Annotated in this window: 19 protein-coding genes; 2 read left to right on the forward strand and 17 right to left on the reverse strand. The window is 70.1% G+C overall.

Going from position 1 to position 20,718, the window contains the following annotated elements; all coding sequences use genetic code 11:
• Positions 1–36: 36 nt before the first annotated feature.
• Positions 37–897 (reverse strand): hypothetical protein, encoded by an 861-nt coding sequence (locus tag ACZ4UV_RS05230; RefSeq protein ID WP_467835870.1) that lies wholly within the window; start codon positions 895–897, stop codon positions 37–39.
• Between the two features lie 171 nt (positions 898–1,068).
• Here ACZ4UV_RS05230 and ACZ4UV_RS05235 point away from each other — a divergent pair, with 171 nt between their 5' ends.
• On the forward strand, positions 1,069–1,422 hold the full coding sequence (locus ACZ4UV_RS05235; protein WP_351493018.1) for a DUF805 domain-containing protein: 354 nt from the start codon (positions 1,069–1,071) through the stop codon (positions 1,420–1,422).
• Positions 1,423–1,478: 56 nt separating this feature from the next.
• On the opposite strand, the gene ACZ4UV_RS05240 is transcribed toward ACZ4UV_RS05235, so the two are convergent.
• From ACZ4UV_RS05240 to ACZ4UV_RS05285, 10 genes are all read right to left on the reverse strand, one after another.
• Entirely contained in the window at positions 1,479–1,943 is a 465-nt protein-coding gene (locus ACZ4UV_RS05240; protein WP_390040104.1) for a hypothetical protein, read from the reverse strand.
• Positions 1,944–2,086: 143 nt separating this feature from the next.
• Complete coding sequence (locus tag ACZ4UV_RS05245) at positions 2,087–4,816, reverse strand: cation-translocating P-type ATPase (RefSeq protein ID WP_467835872.1); 2,730 nt, start codon at positions 4,814–4,816, stop codon at positions 2,087–2,089.
• Positions 4,813–5,877: a polyphosphate kinase 2 family protein gene (locus tag ACZ4UV_RS05250; protein WP_467835873.1), complete on the reverse strand. Its 1,065-nt coding sequence runs from the start codon at positions 5,875–5,877 to the stop codon at positions 4,813–4,815. Before ACZ4UV_RS05250 ends, ACZ4UV_RS05245 begins: the two co-directional genes overlap by 4 nt.
• A 109-nt stretch (positions 5,878–5,986) precedes the next feature.
• Complete coding sequence (locus ACZ4UV_RS05255; protein ID WP_390040101.1) at positions 5,987–6,268, reverse strand: DUF6400 family protein; 282 nt, start codon at positions 6,266–6,268, stop codon at positions 5,987–5,989.
• Positions 6,269–6,359: 91 nt separating this feature from the next.
• Positions 6,360–6,968 carry a VOC family protein gene (locus ACZ4UV_RS05260; protein ID WP_390040100.1) on the reverse strand — a complete coding sequence of 203 codons (609 nt, stop codon included), beginning with the start codon at positions 6,966–6,968 and terminating at the stop codon, positions 6,360–6,362.
• A gap of 55 nt (positions 6,969–7,023) precedes the next feature.
• Positions 7,024–7,773, reverse strand: a complete 750-nt coding sequence (locus ACZ4UV_RS05265) for an SDR family oxidoreductase (protein ID WP_451018263.1) — start codon at positions 7,771–7,773, stop codon at positions 7,024–7,026.
• Between the two features lie 52 nt (positions 7,774–7,825).
• Positions 7,826–8,527, reverse strand: a complete 702-nt coding sequence (locus ACZ4UV_RS05270; RefSeq protein ID WP_451018262.1) for a cysteine hydrolase family protein — start codon at positions 8,525–8,527, stop codon at positions 7,826–7,828.
• Between the two features lie 442 nt (positions 8,528–8,969).
• On the reverse strand, positions 8,970–9,380 hold the full coding sequence (locus tag ACZ4UV_RS05275) for an arsenate reductase ArsC (protein ID WP_390040096.1): 411 nt from the start codon (positions 9,378–9,380) through the stop codon (positions 8,970–8,972).
• Positions 9,381–9,403: 23 nt separating this feature from the next.
• Positions 9,404–10,150, reverse strand: coding sequence for an aquaporin (locus ACZ4UV_RS05280; RefSeq protein ID WP_451018269.1), 747 nt, complete (start codon positions 10,148–10,150; stop codon positions 9,404–9,406).
• Positions 10,141–10,518 carry an ArsR/SmtB family transcription factor gene (locus ACZ4UV_RS05285; RefSeq protein WP_451018261.1) on the reverse strand — a complete coding sequence of 126 codons (378 nt, stop codon included), beginning with the start codon at positions 10,516–10,518 and terminating at the stop codon, positions 10,141–10,143. The genes ACZ4UV_RS05280 and ACZ4UV_RS05285 overlap by 10 nt, the downstream gene beginning before the upstream one ends.
• A gap of 105 nt (positions 10,519–10,623) precedes the next feature.
• Between ACZ4UV_RS05285 and arsM the strand changes: the two genes are divergently transcribed.
• The gene (arsM, locus tag ACZ4UV_RS05290; protein ID WP_451018260.1) at positions 10,624–11,517 is read left to right on the forward strand and encodes an arsenite methyltransferase; all 894 of its coding nucleotides are present in this window, start codon (positions 10,624–10,626) and stop codon (positions 11,515–11,517) included.
• 107 nt (positions 11,518–11,624) lie between these two features.
• Here the strand turns inward: arsM and ACZ4UV_RS05295 are convergent, their stop codons facing one another.
• From ACZ4UV_RS05295 to mreC, 6 genes are all read right to left on the reverse strand, one after another.
• Complete coding sequence (locus ACZ4UV_RS05295) at positions 11,625–13,601, reverse strand: TIGR03960 family B12-binding radical SAM protein (RefSeq protein WP_467835877.1); 1,977 nt, start codon at positions 13,599–13,601, stop codon at positions 11,625–11,627.
• A 103-nt stretch (positions 13,602–13,704) separates the two neighbouring features.
• The gene (locus ACZ4UV_RS05300) at positions 13,705–15,210 is read right to left on the reverse strand and encodes a CYTH and CHAD domain-containing protein (RefSeq protein ID WP_467835878.1); all 1,506 of its coding nucleotides are present in this window, start codon (positions 15,208–15,210) and stop codon (positions 13,705–13,707) included.
• Positions 15,211–15,346: 136 nt separating this feature from the next.
• On the reverse strand, positions 15,347–16,546 hold the full coding sequence (rodA, locus tag ACZ4UV_RS05305) for a rod shape-determining protein RodA (RefSeq protein ID WP_467835880.1): 1,200 nt from the start codon (positions 16,544–16,546) through the stop codon (positions 15,347–15,349).
• Positions 16,543–18,798: a penicillin-binding protein 2 gene (gene mrdA, locus ACZ4UV_RS05310; protein WP_467835882.1), complete on the reverse strand. Its 2,256-nt coding sequence runs from the start codon at positions 18,796–18,798 to the stop codon at positions 16,543–16,545. Before mrdA ends, rodA begins: the two co-directional genes overlap by 4 nt.
• Before the next feature lie 115 nt (positions 18,799–18,913).
• Positions 18,914–19,591, reverse strand: a complete 678-nt coding sequence (gene mreD, locus ACZ4UV_RS05315; RefSeq protein WP_390040079.1) for a rod shape-determining protein MreD — start codon at positions 19,589–19,591, stop codon at positions 18,914–18,916.
• Positions 19,592–19,605: 14 nt separating this feature from the next.
• Positions 19,606–20,559, reverse strand: a complete 954-nt coding sequence (gene mreC, locus ACZ4UV_RS05320; protein ID WP_390040077.1) for a rod shape-determining protein MreC — start codon at positions 20,557–20,559, stop codon at positions 19,606–19,608.
• Positions 20,560–20,718: the final 159 nt, after the last annotated feature.

Here is a 20,718-nt window from a genome sequence, read left to right on the forward strand (position 1 = left end):
GGGCCGTACCGCTGTGGGCCGTACGGCTGTGTACTGCTATCCATCAAGAGTACGTGTGTCGCGGCCCCTGGGTTCCCGGCGGTCCACGGGCGCGGGCCGCCGCGGCTCGCCGAAGAGGGCGCGGCGGAGGTCGGCGCGGGCCTGGCGGACGGCACGGCCGATCGCGCGTGCGGCCTCGGCCACCGGGTGCAGGACGAGGTCGCGGACGACGTGTCCGACCGGGGTGAGGACGGTCCGGTACACCCACCGCGCGGGCTCCAGGAAGATCCACCGGAAGAGGGTGCCGAGCACCCGTCCGACGGCACGTGCGACGTGTCCGGCGGCCCGCCAGGCGTGGCCGAGTGCCTCCCCGATCTCCGTGAGGACGATGCCGAGGACGCGGCCGACCGGGGCGAGGATCCAGCGCCACAGGGCGAGGGCGGGCACGACGAGGAGCACCCGCGCGGTCCAGTACAGGGCGGTGCCGAGCATGTGGAGTGCCCAGGCCACGGCCTTCACGGCGGGCGTGAGGAGCAGTACGAGCGCGTGGCCGATCGGGGTGAGCACGCGCGCGTAGAACCACACGAGCGCACGGCCGGCCGGGGGGAACACCCGCGCGCAGAGCCACAGGAGGGCGTGGCCGAGGCGGGTGAGCAGGTAGCGGTACAGCCAGATCAGGGGGGCGACGAGGAGCGCGTGGAGAATCAGGCCGATCGCGCGTCCCACCGGGGCGAGGACGTATCGCCACAGGAACCGTGCGGCCGCGGCGAACGCGTCCCAGAGCAGGCGTACCGGCAGCACGACCAGGAAGACGAAGATACGGACGGGGATTCTGATCGCGACGACCAGGCATCCCTCGGGGTGCTGCGCCTGTGGCGGTGGTTGTGGCGGCCGCCGGGGCCGTTTCTGCATGTCCATGGCCGAAGAGACGTTATCGCGGGCCGTGCGGATGCGATCGGGTGGCGTTGATCACCGATCGGCGGCGAGACGGTAACGGTTGACCCGCACACGCCAATCTGATTGGAACCGGCCATGTCGGCTTGATTTGCTGTGCGCACAATCACGCCTTGATCCCCGGGGGGACGAGTAATGAACTGGTACGTGGACGTACTGAAGAAGTACGTGGTGTTCAGCGGACGCGCGCGTCGGCAGGAATACTGGATGTTCACGCTGATCAACACGATCGTCGCGATCGTGCTCATCGCGGTCGGCGCGGCCATCCACTTCAGCGCCCTCGCGGCGATCTACGACCTCGCGGTCCTGCTGCCCAGCCTCGGTGTCGCGGTCCGCCGACTGCACGACACCGGCCGCTCCGGCTGGGCGATCCTGGTCGGCATCATCCCGCTGGTCGGCTGGATCTTCGTGCTCGTCTGGCTCGCCTCCGACGGCAAGCCGGAGGAGAACCAGTACGGCGCCAACCCGAAGTTCGCGGCCGCCGTCTGACACGCCGACACCCGAAGGCCCGCCGGAACCGTCCGGCGGGCCTTCGCCGCTTTCCGCTACCCGCCGGAGGACGAACTCCTGTTGCGTTCGGTCTGCAGGTGCAGCACCAGGAAGAGGACGCGCAGCAGGTCGTCGGGGAGGGCGTGCAGACCCGCGGGCAGGACGACGCGGCGGGGCCGCCCGCCCAGCAGGTCGTACTCCACCGAGAGCGGGCCGACTCCGCGCACCCGGCCGCTGAGCCTGGGGTGGTCGATCGGGTACGGCCCGATCCGCCGCGGGATCCCGGACCAGGCGGCGCAGTCGACGTCCCAGCTCCCGAACGTCCTGGGAACGCTGCCCAGGCGGCCGTAGCCGATCTCGACGTCGCCGATCCGGCGCAGCCGGCTGCCGAGCAGGTCGTACTCCAGCGGATGCGGCCCGAGCGCGCGGGGCCGGCCGCCCCACCGGCCGTAGGTCAGTTCGACCTCCCCGATGCTGCGGAGCCGGCCGCCGAGCAGGTCGTACCTCAGTTCCAGTTCCATGTCCGCCAGTTCCCCCGCTGTCCGCCGGTGTTCGGCTCCACACCCGTGTTCGGTTTTCCTGATTGTGCGGCCGGTTCGGTACGGCTTCCATGGCGGTCGTGTCACGGTTTCGTCGGCGCCCGGAAGACCCGGTCCGCGGCGCGTCAGGTCCGCGGGCCCGGCCTGCCGTTCCAGCGGGCGAGGAACTTGCCGACTTCCCACAGCACCAGCAGCGCGAGCGCCGGCAGCAGCGTCCAGGCGAACTGGGCCAGGTTCAGTTCGGTCGTGCCGAGCAGCCTGCGGAAGGCGTCCGTCTGGGTGACCAGGATCGCGAGGACGAACTCGATCAGCATGGCCCGGTTCATCTGCTTGCTGTCGAAGCTGGCGATGGTGAGCACGGTGTCGCGTTCGCCGCGGCACTCCAGGGCGGCCACGATCAGGCAGAGCGCGAAGGACGTGAACGCCATCGACTGGCCGATCGCGACGCTGCCGTAGCGGGAGGTGCCGAGGTCGATCAGGCAGAGCAGGCCGATGGTGATCACCAGGCCGGACAGCCCGACGGTGAGCACGACACCCCGGGTGAGCACGTGCGCGCCGCGCGGTCGCGGGCGGCGCGCCATCAGGCCGGGGCTCTGCCGGTCGAAGCCGAGCGCGAAGCCGAAGGCCGCGTTGACGAAGAAGTGGATCCACAGCACCTGCGCCGGGGTGAACGGCTCCCCGGCGGCGATGTCGAACAGGGTCGCGCCGAGGAACGTCAGCACGAACACCACGAGCAGGACGAGCACGAACCGGATGTACTTGGTGAGGTTGTCGTAGATCTTGCGGCCCTGTTCCACCGCGAAGACGATCGTGGCGAAGTTGTCGTCGGCGAGGACCATGCGGCCGGCGTTCTTGGCTACCTCGGTGCCGGAGCCCATGGCGATGCCGACGTCGGCCGCCTTGATCGCGGGCGCGTCGTTGACGCCGTCGCCGGTCATGGCGACGACGCCGCCCTTCTTCTTCAGCGTCTCGGCGAGCAGCACCTTGTGCTCGGGCGCGACCCGGCCGACGACGCCGATGCCGTCGATCCGGGCGAGCCGTTCGCTCTCCGGCAGGGCGGCGAAGTCCGCGCCCAGCATGGCCTCGCCCTCGATGCCGAGCTGCCGGGCGATGGCGGCGCCGGTGACGACGTCGTCGCCGGTGACCATGCGGACCCTGATGTGCGCGGCCTGCGCGTCGGCGACCGCGGCCCTGGACTCGGCGCGCGGCGGGTCGACCATGCCGACCAGGCTGGTCATCTGCAGGCCGGTGACGTAGCCGAGCAGGTCGCCGTCCGGGTCGAACGTCGCCGGGTCGAGGTCGCGGCGCGCCGCGGCCATCACCCTCAGGCCCTCGCCGCCCATCCGTTCGACGTGCTCCTGCGCCCGCTGCCGCAGCCCCTCGTCCCACGGGACGGAGGCGCCCTGCCGGAGTGCCGTGGCGGCCCGGTCCATCATGGCGGGCGCCGCGCCCTTCACGAAGCAGCGCACGACGGGGCGGCCGGTCTCGTCGGTGGCCCGGTTGAAGGTGGCCATCAGCTTGTAGGAGGGGTCGAAGGGCAGTACGGCGAGCCTGGGCAGCCGTTCCCGGGTGGCGTCGACGTCCAGGCCGGCCTTGTGGCCGAGGACCAGCAGGGCGCCCTCGGTGGGGTCGCCGACGACCTTGCCGTCCACCAGCCGGGCGTCGTTGGCGACCAGGTACGGCAGGATCGCGTCCGCCATGTCCGGGGCGCTGCCGACGGGATGCCGGATCCGCCCCTCCAAGCTGTAACCGGTGCCGGAGACGGTGTAGCGGTCGCCGACGTCGACGACCTCCACGGCCGTCATCTGGTTCATGGTGAGCGTGCCGGTCTTGTCGGAGTTGATCGCCGAGGTGAAGCCCAGCGCCTCCACCGACGGCAGGTCCTTCACGATCGCCTGGCGCTTCGAGAGGTCGACGGCGCCGATGGACAGGATCGTCTGGGAGACGGTGGGCAGGGCCTCCGGGATGGCGGCGATGGCCAGCGAGACGGCGCTGACGAACAGCGCGTCCCACGCCGTACCGCGGCCGCGGCCGAGCACGAACATCAGGATCATCGTCACCCCGGCCGTCGCCGTGATCCACAGGGTGAGCCGGTCCATCTCCCGGGTCAGCGGCGAGGCCTCCCGGCGGGTGGTGGACAACATGCCCGAGATACGGCCGAGTTCGGTGTCCGCACCGGTGGCGGTGACCACCACCGTGCCGCTGCCGTGGGTGACGGGGGTGTTCATGAACGCCATGTTCCGGCGCTCCCCCGGCGGCAGGTCGCCGTCGGTCAGCGTGGCCGCCTCCTTCGCGGCCGGCACGCTCTCGCCGGTCAGCGCCGACTCGTCGATCTGCAGGGCGTTCGCCGTGACGACACGGCCGTCCGCCGGCACCTCGTCGCCGGCCGCGAGCAGCACCACGTCGCCCGGTACGACCTCCTCGGCCGGGATCTTCGACTCGGTTCCGTCCCTGCGTACCCGCGCGGTGGCCTTCATCATCGACTTCAGCGCGTTCATGGCGCTGTCGGCCTTGCCCTCCTGGCGCATCCCGGCGACCGCGTTGACGACGGTCAGGACGAGCAGCAGGATCCCGGTGCTCCACTCCTTGATGACGAGCGAGACGACGGCGGCGCTCACCAGGACCAGTTGCATGTAGCTGCGGTACTGGGCGAGGTAACGGCGCCAGCCCGGCAGCGGTTTCTCCTCCGGCAGCGCGTTCGGGCCGTGCGTCCGCAGCAGTTCCGCTGCGCGGGCGGTGGACAGCCCGGCGGCCGGATCCACCTCGAACGCGGCGGCAACCTGCTCGGGCGGACACGCGTACCACGGCCTGCCGTCGGCCGCCCGATCCTGCGGGGCGTCTGTCTGCGCGGTCATGAAGGCGCCTTCTTGTTTTTCGTCTTCGCGGTTTTCGCCCTCGCGGTTTTCGCCCTCGCGGTTTTCGCCCTCGCGGTTTTCGTCTTCCTGGTTTTCGTCTTCTTGTTCTTCGCGTTGTTTCTCTTCTCGCCCTCTGCGTACGGGTCCGGGGCCGCGCCCGCGGGTGCCTCCGCCTCCAGCTCCTCCCTGACCTGGGCGAGTTCGCGCCGGGACTCGTCGCTGACCTGCGGGTACTGCGGGTCGATGACCATCAGGGTGTGCACCAGGACGGCGGCCGCGCACACCCGGGCGAACCACTTGTGGTCGGCGGGAACGACGTACCAGGGTGCCCACGGCGTACTGGTTGCGGACAACATCTGCGAGAACGCCCGCTGGTAGTCGTCCCAGTAGGCCCGTTCGCGCACGTCGGCCGACGAGAACTTCCAGTTCCGCTCGGGTACGTCGATGCGCTTGAGGAAACGGCTGCGCTGTTCTTCCTTCGACAGGTTCAGGAAGATCTTCACGATCCTGAAGCCGTTGTCGGTCAGATAGCGCTCCCAGTCGTTGATCTCGCGGTAGCGCCGCTCCCACACGTCCGGGCCGCGGGCCGTGTCGGGCAGTTTCTGGCGGCGCAGGTTGTCCTGGTGCACCCGGACCACGAGCACTTCCTCGTAGTGGGAGCGGTTGAAGATGCCGATCTCACCGCGGCCCGGCAGGTTCCGGGAGTAGCGCCACAGGTAGTCGTGGTCGAGTTCCTCGTTCGAGGGGACCTTGAAGCCGACCACGCGCACGCCCTGCGGGTTGACTCCGCTCATGACGTGGCGGATCGTGCCGTCCTTGCCGCCGGCGTCCAGGGCCTGCAGGCACAGCAGCACGCCGTAGGTGTCCTGGGCGGCCAGCCGCCGCTGGTAGTCGGCCAGCTGCTCGATACCGCTGCGGAGCAGTTCGACGCCGTCCTTCTTCTTGCGGATGCCGGCTCTGAAACCGGGGTCGAAGTCCTCGGCCAGCCGCACCTTGCTGCCGGGCTCCACCCGCAGCGGCTCGATGAACTCCGCGATGCGGTCGGCTCTGTCGTCGCCCATGGCCCACACGCCCTTCCGGACCGACCATGATTCCGGAGCCACCATGCTTCCGCCGGCCGCCGGGGGACGTCCTCACCCCTCAGGGGTGGTTCCCCCCTGGGCGGGTGGTTCAGGCGGTGGAGCCGTCGCCGTCCCCGCCAGGACGTCCGCCGTCCCCGCGGCGCGGCAGGACGCCGGCCGCGAGGAGGGTGTCGTAGAGCCGCTGCTGTTCCGGGTCGAGGCCGGAGTACAGCAGGTCGTACGCCTCCTCCTCGCCCCGCACCGTCTCGACGGGGTCCCAGTCGTCGCCGAGGGCCGCCATGACATGGGCGCGGCGGGTCAGCTCGTGACCGGTGAGGTCTACGGCGAACTCGACCGGCTCGGTGGGACGGGAGGCATCTTTGTCGGACATATAACCGAATTTAGGTAAGCCTTCCGGGTGCGGACAAGGGCCCGTGGGACACATCACAGCAGGCCGGAAGGGAGGGGACGGCTACGGCCGGCTACGAGGGCGGTTCGGTCCCGGCCTGCTCGCTCACCAGGTACCGCGCGTACCAGTCCGGCCAGTCCGGGTCCTCGGCGCCGATGCGGGCCTCGTGCTCGCCGTGCGCCGCCGCGGCCCGGCGCAGGGCGCTCGCCAGGTCGCCGGCCGAGGAGAACGCGGTGGCCGCGGGGTCGACCCTGCCGGGGAGCCGGGTGGTGACCTCCTGGAGGAGCCAGCCGTTGCCGTCCGGGTCGCTGAACGACAGGAAGGAGCCGTAGCTGCCGTCGGGGCCGGCCACCCGGGCGTCGGTGCCCGCGTGGTGGAAGAGGCCGCCGGCGTCGTGGAACACGTCGCTCGGGTGGGCGCCGTTGCGGGCCAGCTCGTCGTGGGCGGTCCTGATGTCGTCGACGATCAGGTGCAGGCCCTGGGCCGTGCCCGGAGCCTGGTCGGTGACCGAGGAGCCGAAGATGACCGACGCCGGGGAGCCCGGCGGGGTCACCTGCACCACCCGGAAGTCCCCGTCGCCGGCGACGTCCGCGTCGAGCCGCCAGCCCAGCGTGGTGTAGAAGTCCTTGGCCCGGTCGACGTCGGCCACCGGCACCACGACGACCTCCAGTTTCATGTCCATGGCTTGCGCCTCCCGTCTCGTAGGGGCGTGGGGGATGTCGGGTGAGGACGGGCGGTCAGCGTGCGAGCAGTTGCTGACCGCCGTCGATGTCGTAAGTGGCGCCGGTGAGGGCGTCGTTGACCATGATGTGCAGGGCGAGAGCGGCGACGTCGGCCGGGCCGACCACCCGGCGGATGGGCAGCGAGTTGCGCAACTCCTCGCGCCGCGCCTCCAGTTGGTCGCCGAGGAGGGCGGCGGACAGCGGTGTGTCCACGAACCCGGCCGCGATCAGGTTGACCCGGACCGGGGCGATCTCCAGCGCCAGGTTGGCGGTGAGCGCCGGCAGCGCCGCGGTGACCGCGCCCACCACGGCCATCCCGGGCGCGGGCCGCCGGCCGCCGGTGCCGCCGATGAACAGCAGCGTTCCCCCGGGCCTGACCTTCTCCCGGGCCGCCCGCGCCACCGCCAGCAGCATCGCCATCCGCTCGCCGAAGTCCCGGGCGGCGTCGGCCGGATCGAGCTCGCCGAACGGGGTGTACGACGGGCTGCCCGCCGTGACCAGCACGTGGTCGGCCCGTCCGGGCAGTTCCCCGAGGAAGCGCTCCAGGTGGGCGGTGTCCCGGGCGTCGAGCACGGCGGTGCTCAGCGGGTGCAGCTCGTCCGCGGCCCGCCGCAGGCGCTCGGCGTTGCGTGCCGCCAGCACCAGGTCGCCGCCGGCCGCCCGCACCTGCCGTGCCGTCTCCAGACCGATGCCGGCGCTGCCGCCCACCACGACGACCGTCTGCCCGGCCAGTTCTCCGTGCGCTCCGCTCGACCTGTCGGTCATGACCGCCTCCACGTCCGCCGGCACCGCCCGCCTCGTGGGCGCTGCCGGGCCTTCACCGGAAGTCCCCGCCACCCCCGCCGTCTTGGCCGCGCCCGCCGTCCCCGTCGTCTTCGCCGCCCCCGCCGTCCTCGCCCTCCACGAGGCCGACGAACTCGTCGGTGGTGATGACGGCGTGGGCGTACAGGGGTGCGTTCAACTCGAAGGTCGCTGTCATCTCCTCCCAGCTGAGGGAGCCGATGGCGTCGCGGACGAGGGTCACGTGGTAGCCGAGTTCCTGGCCGAAGCGTGCGGTGGTGTCGACGCAGGTGTTGGCCCGCATGCCGATGAGCACGATCTTGCGGATCCGGTGCTGCTGGAGCATGAGGTCGAGGTCGGTGTTGGCGAAACCGCTGGAGGCCCAGTGCTGCCCGATGACGATCTCGTCCTCGCGGGGCCGGAAGTCGGGGTGCCACTCGCCTCCCCAGCTTCCCTCGGCGAACGTCTGGTTGACCACGATGCGCCGCTGGGACGGCGACAGGTGGTCCCAGGTGCGGTAGTCGCCCGGTGTCGTCCGGTGGTGCGGCACGATGAGGACGCGGCACCCGCGGCCACGGGCCGTGGCCAAAACGGTACGCATGTGGTCGAGCAGTCCGACCCGCTCCGCCACCTCCTTCCCCCGGGGCCACAGCTTTCCGCCCTCGGAGAGGAAGTCGTTGTACGGGTCGACGATCAGCAGAGCGGTTTCCCGCGGGGAGTACCGCGCTTCAGAGGTCATGGAAGGTTCCCGACTGGCCGGCGAACGGACCGATCGCTGCTGGGACGCGCAGAGCGGGGACGGCCGGCGCCGCCCCGAACTCTCCGCCGCGGCCACCCGGCTCCGGAACCTCAGTCTGTCACCCACCCGGCGGAACGGCATCCGGGCCCGCCGGCACTCCCCCGGCCCCACCGGGGCCGCCTTGCCGCCTTGCCGCCGTCTGCCGTCTGCCGTCTGCCGTCTGCCGTCTGCCGTCAGGAACTCGACGCGGGCGGGCGGGAACCGCGGCCGGCACCTTGCGGCGGGGGCTGTGGCGAGTCCGCACATCGCCGGTGAAGGTGAAGGGGCCGAGGCGTACGTCGCAGCGCTCCGTGGAACTGCTGAAGTCGCTCCAGCCGTAGGTGTGAGTGCCGCCGTGACCGATGCGGGCTGTCGCACATGGCAACTGCCGAGCCCACATCGTTCAGCCGATCAGGTCGTTCACCAAAGCGCGGATGCGGTGTTCGATGTCGTCCCGGATCGGGCGAACGGCATCGACTCCCTGGCCGGCCGGATCGTCGAGTTGCCAGTCGAGGTATCGCTTACCCGGGAAGACCGGACATGTGTCTCCGCATCCCATCGTGATGACGACGTCGGACGCCTGCACGGCTTGCGTCGTCAGGATCTTCGGGGTCTCGGCGGAGATGTCGATGCCGACTTCGTTCATGGCTTCCACCACGGCCGGATTGACCGTGTCGGCAGGGGCGGAGCCGGCCGAGCGGACCTCCACCCTGTCCCCGGCGAGGTGGGTGAGGAAGGCGGCAGCCATCTGAGAGCGCCCGGCGTTGTGGACGCAGACGAACAGAACGGAGGGGCGAGGGGTGGAGTCGGTCACGACGGAAGTTCCTTGGAAGGGGGTCAGCGAGGGGAAACAGCGAGTTCGGTGTCGCCTTGCGGCATGACGGCATCGGTTCCGGCGGGAACGGCGGTCCCGAAGACCAACGCCACCAGGCCCAGGCCGACGGCGGCGCCCACCAGTTGTGCCGCGATGAACGGCGCGACGGACGCCGGGGCGATCCCGGCGAAGGTGTCGGTGAACGTCCGGCCGATCGTCACCGCGGGGTTCGCGAACGAGGTGGAAGAGGTGAACCAGTAGGCGGCCCCGATGAAGGACGCCACAGCCCCCGGAGCCAATCGCCCGCGCCCCGTCCGGTTCAGGCCGAAGATCAGCAGAACCAGCCCGGCAGTCGCCACGACTTCCCCCAGCCACAGGTGTCCTGCGAAGCGGTCGTGCGTGGACCACTTCACCAGGGGTTCGGCGAACATGGCGTCGGCCAGGACCGCACCGGCGACGGCTCCCGTGATCTGCGCCGCGACGTACGCGGTCGCGTCCAGCAGGCTCAGCCCGCTGCCGCTCCTCCGGTCGGCGAACCATGCCGCAAGGGTGACAGCAGGGTTGAAGTGCGCACCTGAGACCGGCCCGAGGAGCACGATCAACACGCCCAGGCCGAAGACCGTGGAAATCGAGTTGGCGAGCAGTTGGACGCCCACGTCACGTGAGAGTTCGGTCGCCTGGATCCCGGAGCCGACGACCACGGCCACCAGGCCGGCGGTACCCACCGCTTCGGCAGCGACGCGGCGGCCGAGGGGCGCGTTCACACGGATGCCTTTGCCGCGTGCGGCATGGCCAGGAAGCCGGCCAAGCGGTCGAGGGCGGTCGGCAGGATCCAGTAGTAGACCCAGGTGCCGCGTCGCTCGCAGTCGATGAGCCCCGCCTGCCGGAGCAGCTTCAGATGGTGCGAGATCGTGGGCTGCGACAGATCGAAAGCGGGGGTCAGCTCACAGACACAGACTTCGCCGCCCTCCCGCGAAGCGATCATCGACATCAGCCGCAGACGCACCGGGTCGCCCAGGGCTTTGAAGGTCTTCGCCAGGTCGGCCGCCTGCTCTTCGTCCAGGGGCGCCGTGGCCAGCCCCTCGCAGCAGGCGTCATCGCCGTCCTGGCCGAGGATCTTCAGCTCTTGTTTCGACATGCCTCTATATTGACGTTCCTCGATCCAAGGCGCAAGGTTGCATCGATGAACGTCAATACAAGCCGTTCCGGGGCGCCGTCATGCCCCACGATCCAGGAGCGAGTCATGCCCGACAAGTCCACAGACCTACGCGAAACCGTCCGCCGGCGTTACGCGGCAGCAGCCGTCAAGGTCACCGAAGGCGGCACCGCCTGTTGCGGGTCGGAGCCCGTCGAGATCGACGAGAACTTCGGCGCCGCCCTCTACCCGGCCGACGAGCGGGAGGCACTCCCCGCCGAGGCCCTCGCCGCCTCCCTCGGCTGCGGCAACCCCACCGCGGTGGCCGAGCTGCACGAAGGGGAACGTGTCCTCGATCTCGGTTCCGGAGGCGGCATCGACGTCCTGCTCTCCGCCCGGCGCGTCGGCCCGACGGGCAAGGCGTACGGACTCGACATGACCGAGGAAATGCTCTCCCTGGCCCTGGCCAACGCCGCGAGGGCGGGCGCCACGAACGTCGAGTTCCTCAAGGGCACCATCGAGGCCGTCCCGCTGCCCGCGAACACCATCGACGTCGTGATCTCCAACTGCGTGATCAACCTGTCCACGGACAAGGCAGCGGTGTTCACGGAGACGTTCCGCGTCCTGAAGCCCGGCGGCCGCCTCGGCGTGTCCGACGTCGTCGCGGACGACTCCCTGACACCCGAGCAGCGAGCCGAGCGCGGCGACCACGTCGGCTGCATCGCCGGCGCCCTTTCCTTCAGCGAGTACCGCGAAGGCCTCGCAGCGGCGGGCTTCACCGACGTCGAGATCACTCCGACCCACGGCGTGGCCGACGGCATGCACTCTGCGACCGTGCGCGCCACCAAGCCCACCGCAGCGACCGAAGCGACCGAAGCCAAGGAGCCCTCCGACGCCTGCTGCGGCGTGAACTCCTGCTGCACTCCGGCCGAGACCTCCACCGACCCGGCCGTCACGGTCACAGACGCCAAGGCCGCATCAGGCTGCGGCTGCCAGAACTGAGGCACCACGAGGAGGCCCCAGCAAGCCGTCAGCCGCCCACAGCGACAACCTCGACCTCCATCGCCCCCACCGGCACATCCGCGATGCGCCTCAGTGGCTCACTCGCCTCAGTGAGCGTGTCCACTCGGCGCCGGGGCAGCGTTCTTGACCGTCAGCGGCAGCAGCTTCTTGCCCGTCGGGCCGATCTGGATGCTGGTGTCCATCTGCGGGCACACCCCGCAGTCGAAGCAGGGGGTCCAGCGGCAGTCCTCGACCTCTGTTTCGTCGAGGGCGTCCTGCCAGTCCTCCCAGAGCCAGTCCTTGTCCAGGCCCGAGTCGAGGTGGTCCCAGGGGAGGACCTCCTCGTAGGTGCGCTCGCGGGTGGTGTACCAGTCGACGTCGACGCCGGAGGGGGCGAGGGCCTTGTCGGCGCAGGCCATCCAGCGGTCGTAGGAGAAGTGCTCGCGCCAGCCGTCGAAGCGGCCGCCGTCCTCGTAGACGGCGCGGATGACGGCGCCGATGCGGCGGTCGCCGCGGGAGAGGAGGCCCTCGACGATGCCGGGCTTGCCGTCGTGGTAGCGGAAGCCGATCGAGCGGCCGTACTTCTTGTCGCCTCGGATCTTGTCGCGGAGCTTCTCCAGGCGGGCGTCGGTCTCTTCGGCGGAGAGCTGCGGGGCCCACTGGAAGGGGGTGTGGGGCTTGGGCACGAAGCCGCCGATGGAGACCGTGCAGCGGATGTCGTTCGAGCGGGAGACCTCGCGGCCCTTGGCGATGACCTTCGTCGCCATGTCGGCGATCTGGAGGACGTCGTCGTCGGTCTCGGTGGGCAGGCCGCACATGAAGTACAGCTTCACCTGGCGCCAGCCGTTGCCGTAGGCCGTCGAGACGGTGCGGATCAGGTCGTCCTCGGAGACCATCTTGTTGATGACCTTGCGGATGCGTTCCGAGCCGCCCTCGGGGGCGAAGGTGAGGCCGGAGCGGCGGCCGTTGCGCGTCAGTTCGTTGGCCAGGTCGATGTTGAAGGCGTCGACGCGGGTGGAGGGGAGGGACAGGCCGATCTTGTCCTCCTCGTAGCGGTCGGCCAGGCCCTTGGCGATGTCGCCGATCTCCGAGTGGTCGGCGCTCGACAACGAGAGCAGTCCGACCTCCTCGAAGCCCGTCGCCTTGAGGCCCTTGTCGACCATCTCACCGATGCCGGTGATCGAGCGCTCGCGCACCGGGCGGGTGATCATGCCGGCCTGGCAGAAGCGGCAACCGCGCGTGCAGCCGCGGAAGATCTCGACGGACATGCGCTCGTGGACCGTCTCGGCGAGCGGGACGAGGGGCTGCTTGGGGTACGGCCACTCGTCCAGGTCCATGACGGTGTGCTTGGAGACACGCCACGGGACGCCCGACCTGTTGGGGACCACGCGGGCGATCCGGCCGTCGGGGAGGTACTCGACGTCGTAGAACGCCGGGATGTAGACGGAGCCGGTCTTCGCCAGGCGCAGGAGGACCTCCTCGCGGCCACCGGGGCGGCCCGCCGCCTTCCACTCCCGGATGATCTTCGTCATGTCGAGGACGGCCTGCTCGCCGTCGCCGATGATCGCCGCGTCGATGAAGTCCGCGATCGGCTCCGGGTTGAAGGCCGCGTGGCCGCCCGCGAGGACGATCGGGTCGTCGAGGGTGCGGTCCTTGGACTCCAGGGGGATGCCGGCCAGGTCGAGGGCCGTGAGCATGTTGGTGTAGCCCAGCTCCGTGGAGAAGGACAGACCGAACACGTCGAAGGCCTTCACCGGGCGGTGGCTGTCCACCGTGAACTGCGGGACCCGGTGCTCGCGCATGAGCGCCTCCAGGTCCGGCCACACGCTGTACGTGCGCTCGGCGAGGACGCCCTCCTGCTCGTTGAGTACCTCGTAGAGGATCATGACGCCCTGGTTGGGCAGGCCGACCTCGTAGGCGTCCGGGTACATGAGCGCCCAGCGGACGTCGCAGGCCTCCCACGGCTTGACCGTGGAGTTGAGCTCTCCGCCGACGTACTGGATCGGCTTTTGCACATGCGGGAGCAGTGCTTCGAGCTGCGGGAACACAGACTCGGCGACCTGAGCGGCGGCTTCGGCAGGCATCTCGCGGACCTTTGTGAGGTGGCTGGGGGCGCCCCCCGGCCGGTGGCCGGGAAGGGTGACCATCAAGCCTAACCCGGTCGGCGGACTCCCCCGTACGCCCGGATCACACCGGAGCCTCGGTCTTGATGTCCTCCCAGGCCTTGGGCGCCTCCGTCTCCACCGCCGCCGCCCGCTGCTCCTCGCGGCCGTACAGCAGCCCGTACGTGAACGCGCTCTCCCCGGCCGCGTGGGCCACCGCGGACAGTTCGCGCAGGGTCTCGCGGGCCATGACGCTGTCCTGGTGCTCGCCGAGCATGGTCTGCAGGGACTTCATGGACTTGACCATGGTCTTGGCCGGTTTGCCGAGGGCGGGGCGGGCGGCTTCGGCCGCGTAGCGGGTGCGCTTGGCCTTCTTGCGGGCCTCGTGCAGGCCGAGGTCGCGGTCGTGGCCGGGGGGCTCTGCCATGGCCGTCTCGATCAGGTCGGTGACCTTGGCGAAGTCCTTGTGGACGGCCTTGGTGAGGACCTTCTCGGGGTCCTTGGCGGCGGCCTTCAGCAGGGGCGGGTCGGCGGCCAGGGTGTCCAGGGTGTCGAGGAGCGCCAGGTAGCGGGTGGAGTCGAGGACGCCGAGGAGCCGGCTGCGGGAGCCGCGTTCGCTCGCCTCGGCCCAGCGCTGGATGCGGTCGTGGACGGGGCCGTGGACGAGGGTGGGGGGCACGTCGGCGAGGGCCGACATCAGGCGTTCGGCCAGGACCTCCTGGTCGCGGCCCACGCCCAGTTCGCCGGCCAGCCATTTCAGCTCGTCGGCGATCGGGTCGGTGACCTGGCGGTCGAGGACCTTGCCGAAGGTGCGGAAGGTGCTGCGCAGCCGGCGGGTGGCGACCCGCATGTCGTGCACGCCCTCCTCGGTGTCCAGGCGCACGGCGGGGTCGAGCTCGACGATCGCGTCGCGCTGGGCGCGGACGTAGGCCATGACGTGGTCGCCCGCCGTGACGGGCGCGGCGGAGGCGGTCTTCGGCGGGCGCGGCTTGCCGCCCTTCGTCTCGGCCAGGGCGCGGGCGAGCTTCGATGCGGACGTCGAGGGGCGTACGCCCGCCTTGCCCAGCCGTTTCTCCACCTTGTCGAGGAAGGCGGGGTCGCCGCCGTCGGCGAGTTCCACCTCGATCTCGGTCCACTGTGCCTTGCCGTCGCCGCCGAAGAGCCGGTCGGCCCGGACGCGGTCCACGCTCACCTCGGCGAGCAGGGCGCCGTCGGCGTCGACGAGGTGCTGGACGTCGCGGGTGGTGCGCAGCCGGATCACCGGGACCAGCTGGCCCTCGCGGACCCGGGAGCGGGCCAGGGCGGCGAGTTCGTCGGGGAGGGTGTCGGAGAGGGGGGCGTGGATCTCGTCCCGGACGCCGGGTGCGACGGGGAGTTTGAGGTGCCAGCCGGCGTCGCTGCCTCCGCTGCGGCGGCGCAGGGTGACCTTGGCCGAGGCCAGGCGCAGGTCGGAGGTGTCGTGGTAGGTCGCGTCGAGGTCGGCGGTGCCCTTGTCCACGACGTTCGCCACTCCTGCGACGCCGGTCAGATCGGGCAGGCCGCTGTCATCGGATTCGTACTTGCGCTCGATTTCGCGCTTCGTATCCGCCATGAGTTGAATCTAGTGGTCGGGCCGCCGCAGAGGCAGAGGCCAAGGTGGGTGAATCGGAGGAAGACTGAATCGGTATGGGAGGTGAACAGATCGGGTTGATGTGTTCACCTCCCTGAGTTCCCCGGGGCGGAGCCGACTATGCCGACATCGGCCGCTGCACCCTGATCGACTGCAGCAGCCCCACCGCCACCCACACCGCGAACATCGAGGAACCGCCGTACGACACGAACGGCAGCGGCAGGCCGGTGACTGGCATGATGCCGAGGGTCATGCCGATGTTCTCGAACGCCTGGAACGCGAACCACGCCACGATCCCCGCCGCGACGATCGTGCCGTACAGCTCGGTCGCCTCGCGGGCGATACGGCAGGCGCGCCACAGGATGACCCCGAGGAGCACGATGATCAGGCCGGCGCCGACGAAGCCCAGTTCCTCCCCCGCGACCGTGAAGACGAAGTCGGTCTGCTGCTCGGGGACGAACTGGCCGGTGGTCTGCGAGCCGTGGAACAGGCCCGCGCCGGTGAGGCCGCCGGAACCGATGGCGATGCGGGCCTGGTTGGTGTTGTAGCCGACGCCGGCCGGGTCGAGGCTCGGGTTGGCGAAGGCGGCGAAGCGGGCGATCTGGTACTCGTCCAGGATGTGCAGCTGCCAGATGACGACACAGCCGATCACGCCGGTCGCGAGCAGGCCGAAGACCCAGCGGTTGGAGGCGCCGGAGGCGAGCAGCACGCCGAGGATGATGGTGACCATGACCAGGACCGTGCCGAGGTCGGGCATGAGCAGCACGATCAGGATCGGGACCGCGGCCAGGCCCAGGGACTGCACGACGGTGCGGTGGTCGGGGTACTTCTTGTCACCGGCGTCGACCCGCGCCGCCAGTATCATCGCCATGCCCAGAATGATCGTGATCTTCACGAACTCGGCGGGCTGCAACGAGAAACCGCCGCCGAAGACGATCCAGTTGCGGCTGCCGTTGATGGTGGCGCCCAGCGGGGTGAGCACCGCGAGGATGCCCGCCAGGGAGAGGCCGTAGAGGATCGGCACGACGTTGCGGAGCTGGCGGTGGCCGACCCAGATGGTGCCGATCATCAGGACGAGCCCGATGCCGGTGTTCATCAGGTGCCGGACCAGGAAGTAGTACTGGTCGCCCTGGTTGATCTCGGTGCGGTTGCGGGTCGCCGAGTAGACCAGCACCGAGCCGAGCAGGGACAGGGCGACCGCCGCCACCAGCATCGGCCAGTCCAGGCGGCGGGTCAGCGAGTCCCGGGCGAGGAGCCGGGTCCAGCCGGCCCGCGCCGGGCCGTACCCGGAGACGGAGAAGCTGTTGACGCCGGTCATGTGAGCATCCTCCGGCTTCCCCGCTTGCGGGCTCGTCTGCGGGTGTCGCGGTTGCCCGTGGACGGGGAGGCCGTGGTGGCGGCCGGGGTCTGCCCGTTGTCGGTGTTCTTGTCGCCCTGCTGGGAGTAGACCTGGAAGTCCTTCGCCGGGTCCTTGGAGATCTTCGGGGACTCGATCGTGCCGTCCGTGCGGACCTTCGGCAGGCCCTTCTGCGGGGTGTAGAGCAGCGCCTTGTTCTTGTCGATGGAGCCGCCGGCCGACACGCCGTACAGGGCGCTGTAGATGTTGCGGACCGCCTCACCGGAGGCACCGGAACCGGTACCGGCCTGGGAGATGGTCATGATGACCGTGTAGTCCTTGCTGTAGGTGGCGAGCCAGGACGTGGTCTGCTTGCCGTAGACCTCGGCGGTACCGGTCTTGCCGTGCAGGGCGATCTTGTCCTGGGGCCAGCCGCCGAACTTCCAGGCCGCCGTACCGCGGGTGATGACGCCCGCGAAGGCCTCGTCCATGCCCTTGAGGGTGGCCTGGGTGACCGGCAGCCTGCGGACCACCTTGGGCTTGATCTCCTGGACGGTCTTGCCGTCGGCGCTGACGATCGCCTTGCCGATGGTCGGCTGGTACTCGGTGCCGCCGTTGGCCACGGCGCCGTAGATCATCGCCTCCTGTATCGGCGTGACGAGGGTGTCGCCCTGGCCGATGGAGTAGTTGATCTCGTCGCCCTCGCGCATCTTGTTGCCTTCGAGGCAGTTCTCGTACTCGATCTTCTCGACGTAGGTGCCGTCCTTCTTCCCGGACTTGCACCAGGCGTCCTTGTTGGCCTTCCAGTAGTCGATCTTCCACTGGCGGTCGGGGACGCGGCCGGTGACCTCGTTGGGCAGGTCGATGCCGGTCTCCTTGCCGAGGCCGAACTGGTGGGCGGTCTTGAAGAAGTAGTCCTTCGGCTCGCCCGGCTTGGGGTTGATGCCGCCGTCCTTCTTCCACTCGCGGTCGGCGAGGCCGTAGAAGACGGTGTCGCAGGAGACCTCCAGGGCGCGGCCCAGGGAGATGTCGCCGAAGTTCTCGCCCTCGAAGTTCTTGAAGACCTGGCCGCCCACCGAGTAGGAGCTCGTGCAGGGGTAGCCGCCGTCCCAGGCGTAGCCGGCGTTGACCGCGGCGGCGGTGGAGACCACCTTGAACGTCGAACCGGGGGCCGCCTGACCCTGTATGGCCCTGTTGAGCAGCGGGTAGTCGGAGTTCTTGCCGGTGAGGGCCTGGTAGTCCTTGGCGGAGATGCCGCCGACCCACACGTTCGGGTCGTAGGTCGGGGCGGAGGCCATGGCGACGATCCGGCCGGTCTTGGCCTCCATCACGATGACGGCGCCGGAGTCGGCCTTGTAGTTCTCGTGGGTGATGCTGTCGTACTGCTGGCGGGCGGCCTTCATCGCCTTGTCCAGCTCGTTCTCGGCGACCCGCTGGACGCGGGAGTCGATGCTGGTGACCAGGTTGGAACCGGGCTCGGCGGCGTCGGACTTGGCCTTGCCGATGACGCGGCCGAGGTTGTCGACCTCGTAGCGGGTGACGCCCGCCTTGCCGCGCAGTTCCTTGTCGTACTCGCGCTCCAGACCCGACCGGCCGACCTGGTCGGAGCGCAGGTACGGGGAGGAGGTGTCCTTGGCCTGCTGGATCTCGTCGTCGGTGACCGGGGAGAGGTAGCCGAGGACCTGGGCGGTGTTGGACTTGCCGGGGCTCGCGTAGCGGCGGACCGCCTCGGGCTCGGCGGTGATGCCGGGGAAGTCCTCGGAGCGCTCGCGGATCTGCAGGGCCTGCTTGGCGGTGGCCTTGTCGGTGATCGGGATCGGCTGGTACGGCGAGCCGTTCCAGCAGGGCTGGGGGGTCTTGGCGTCGCAGAGGCGGACCTTCTGCATGACCTCGTCGGGCTTCATCCCGAGGACTCCCGCGAGCTTGGTCAGGACCGCCTTGCCGTCGTCCTTCTGCTTGAGCAGGTCGGTGCGGGAGGCGGAGACGACCAGCCGGGTCTCGTTGTCCGCGAGGGGGACTCCGCGGGCGTCCAGGATCGAGCCGCGCACGGCGGGGTCGACGACCTGCTGGACGTGGTTGCCGGAGGCCTCCTTCTGGTACTCGGAGCCCTCGCGGATCTGCAGGTACCACAGGCGGCCGCCGAGGGTGCCGAGCAGGGAGAGGACGAGGATCTGGATGACGACGAGGCGGATCTGGACGCGTGGGGTCCGACCGGTCTCGGGAATGTTGGTCACTGGGCTGTCTCCCCCTCTCCCGGCACAAATGCGCGTGCGCGTACGAATGATGAACGATCTACCTGTGAGGCCGCGTTCCGCCCCCGCGCACCCGTTCGGGTGAACTCACCCGCGTTCACAGGCGCTTGACCCCCTTGATGCGGCCGACGCGGACCGTGCGGGTGCGGGCCTTGGCCCTGAGGCCACCGAGGCCGCCGCGCTGGCCGCCGATGCGCATGCCGGTACCGGAGGAGATCCAGCCCGAGGAGATGTCGCCCGCCTTGCCGCCGGAGTTGGCCTCGGTGAGCGGGTCGTTGTCGGCGCGGCGGGCCAGAGCCATGACGCCGGGGACCACGAACGGGGCGAGCAGCAGGTCGTACAGGGCGGCCGTGATCAGCAGGCTGGTCATGCCGACGTGCCGGGCGGCGGTGTCGCCGACGAGGGCGCCGACGCCGGCGTACAGCAGGGTGGAGCCGACGGCGGCGGCGACCACGACGAGCATCGGGCCGGTCGCGGACTTCAGGCGGCCGTTCTCCGGCTTGATGAGGCCGGCGAAGTAGCCCACGACGCAGAGCACCAGGGCGTAGCGGCCGGCCGCGTGGTCGGCGGGCGGGGCGAGGTCGGCGAGGAGTCCGGCGCCGAAGCCGACGAGGGCGCCGCCCACATGGCCGTACACCATGGCGAGGCCGAGGACGGTGAGCAGCATGAGGTCGGGGACGGCGCCGGGCAGGTGGAGGCGGGCGAGGACGCTCACCTGGATCACCAGGGCGACGACGACCAGGGCGGAGGAGAGCAGGATCCGGTTGACACGCATGGGGGATTCAGCTCCTACTGCTGCTCGCCGGTGGTGTCGGACGCGTTGGCGCTCGCGTCCGCGGACGGGGTGACCGTGACGGTCACCGTCGGGGTGGGGGTCGGCCTGGGCTTGGCCGGGAGCACCGTGTCGCGCGGGTCCTTCTTCGGTGCCTCGACGACCACGCCGACGATGTCGAGCTTGGTGAAGGACACGAACGGCGTGACGTACAGGGTGCGGGTCAGGCCGCCGTTGGAGGGGTCGACGCGGGTGACCGTGCCGACCGGGACGCCGGGCACGAACGGCTTGTCGCCCTGGGAGCCGAAGGTGACGAGCCGGTCGCCCTTCTTCACCTCGGCCTTGCTGTCGAGGAGTTCGACGCGCAGCGGGCGGTCGCCCTGTCCGGAGGCGAAGCCGAGTTCGTCGCTGCCCTCCATGCGGGTGCCGACGGTGAAGTCGGGGTCGTTGGCGAGCAGCACGGTGGAGGCGTCCGGGCCGACCGTGGTCACGCGGCCGACCAGGCCGTTGCCGTTGAGGACGGTCATGTCGCGCTTGATGCCGTCGTTGTAGCCGACGTCGATGGTGACGGTCCAGGAGAAGCCCTGCGCCGACCCTATGGCGATGACCTGGGCGCCCTTGATGCCGTACTGGCCCTCGGCGGCGACGTTGAGCATCTTCTCGAGCTGGGTGAGGCGGCTGCGGTTGCGGTCGTCGCTGCCGAGCTTCGCCTTGAGGGTCGCGTTCTGCTTCTCCAACCGGGCCAGCCGGTCGTGCCGTTCGCCGGAGCCACGGACGGCGGAGACGGCGTTTCCGACCGGGTCCACCACCGTCGACATGCCGTTCTCGATCGGGCCGAAGACCGCGGCCGCGGCCTGCCGGGCGCCGTCGACCGGGGAGTTCCTGCCACCTCGGATGTCCACCGTGATCAGCGCGAACGCGATGGCGATCAGCAGCACCAGGAGCAGCCGGCTCTCTTTCGTGTCCCTCACGTGCGGCGGCCGTGCCTTCCTCAATAGGAACTTGCGGAGCTTGATTTCGGGAGTTCGTGAAGCATGTGGGGGGTGCGAAGGTCTGCGGGGGGGGCGGAGGCTTGTGTGCGTGTGTGGGGGGAACTCGCCCTGTGTGAGCCTATGCCTCCATATCAACGA

The organism is Streptomyces sp. NPDC028289 (assembly GCF_055565975.1).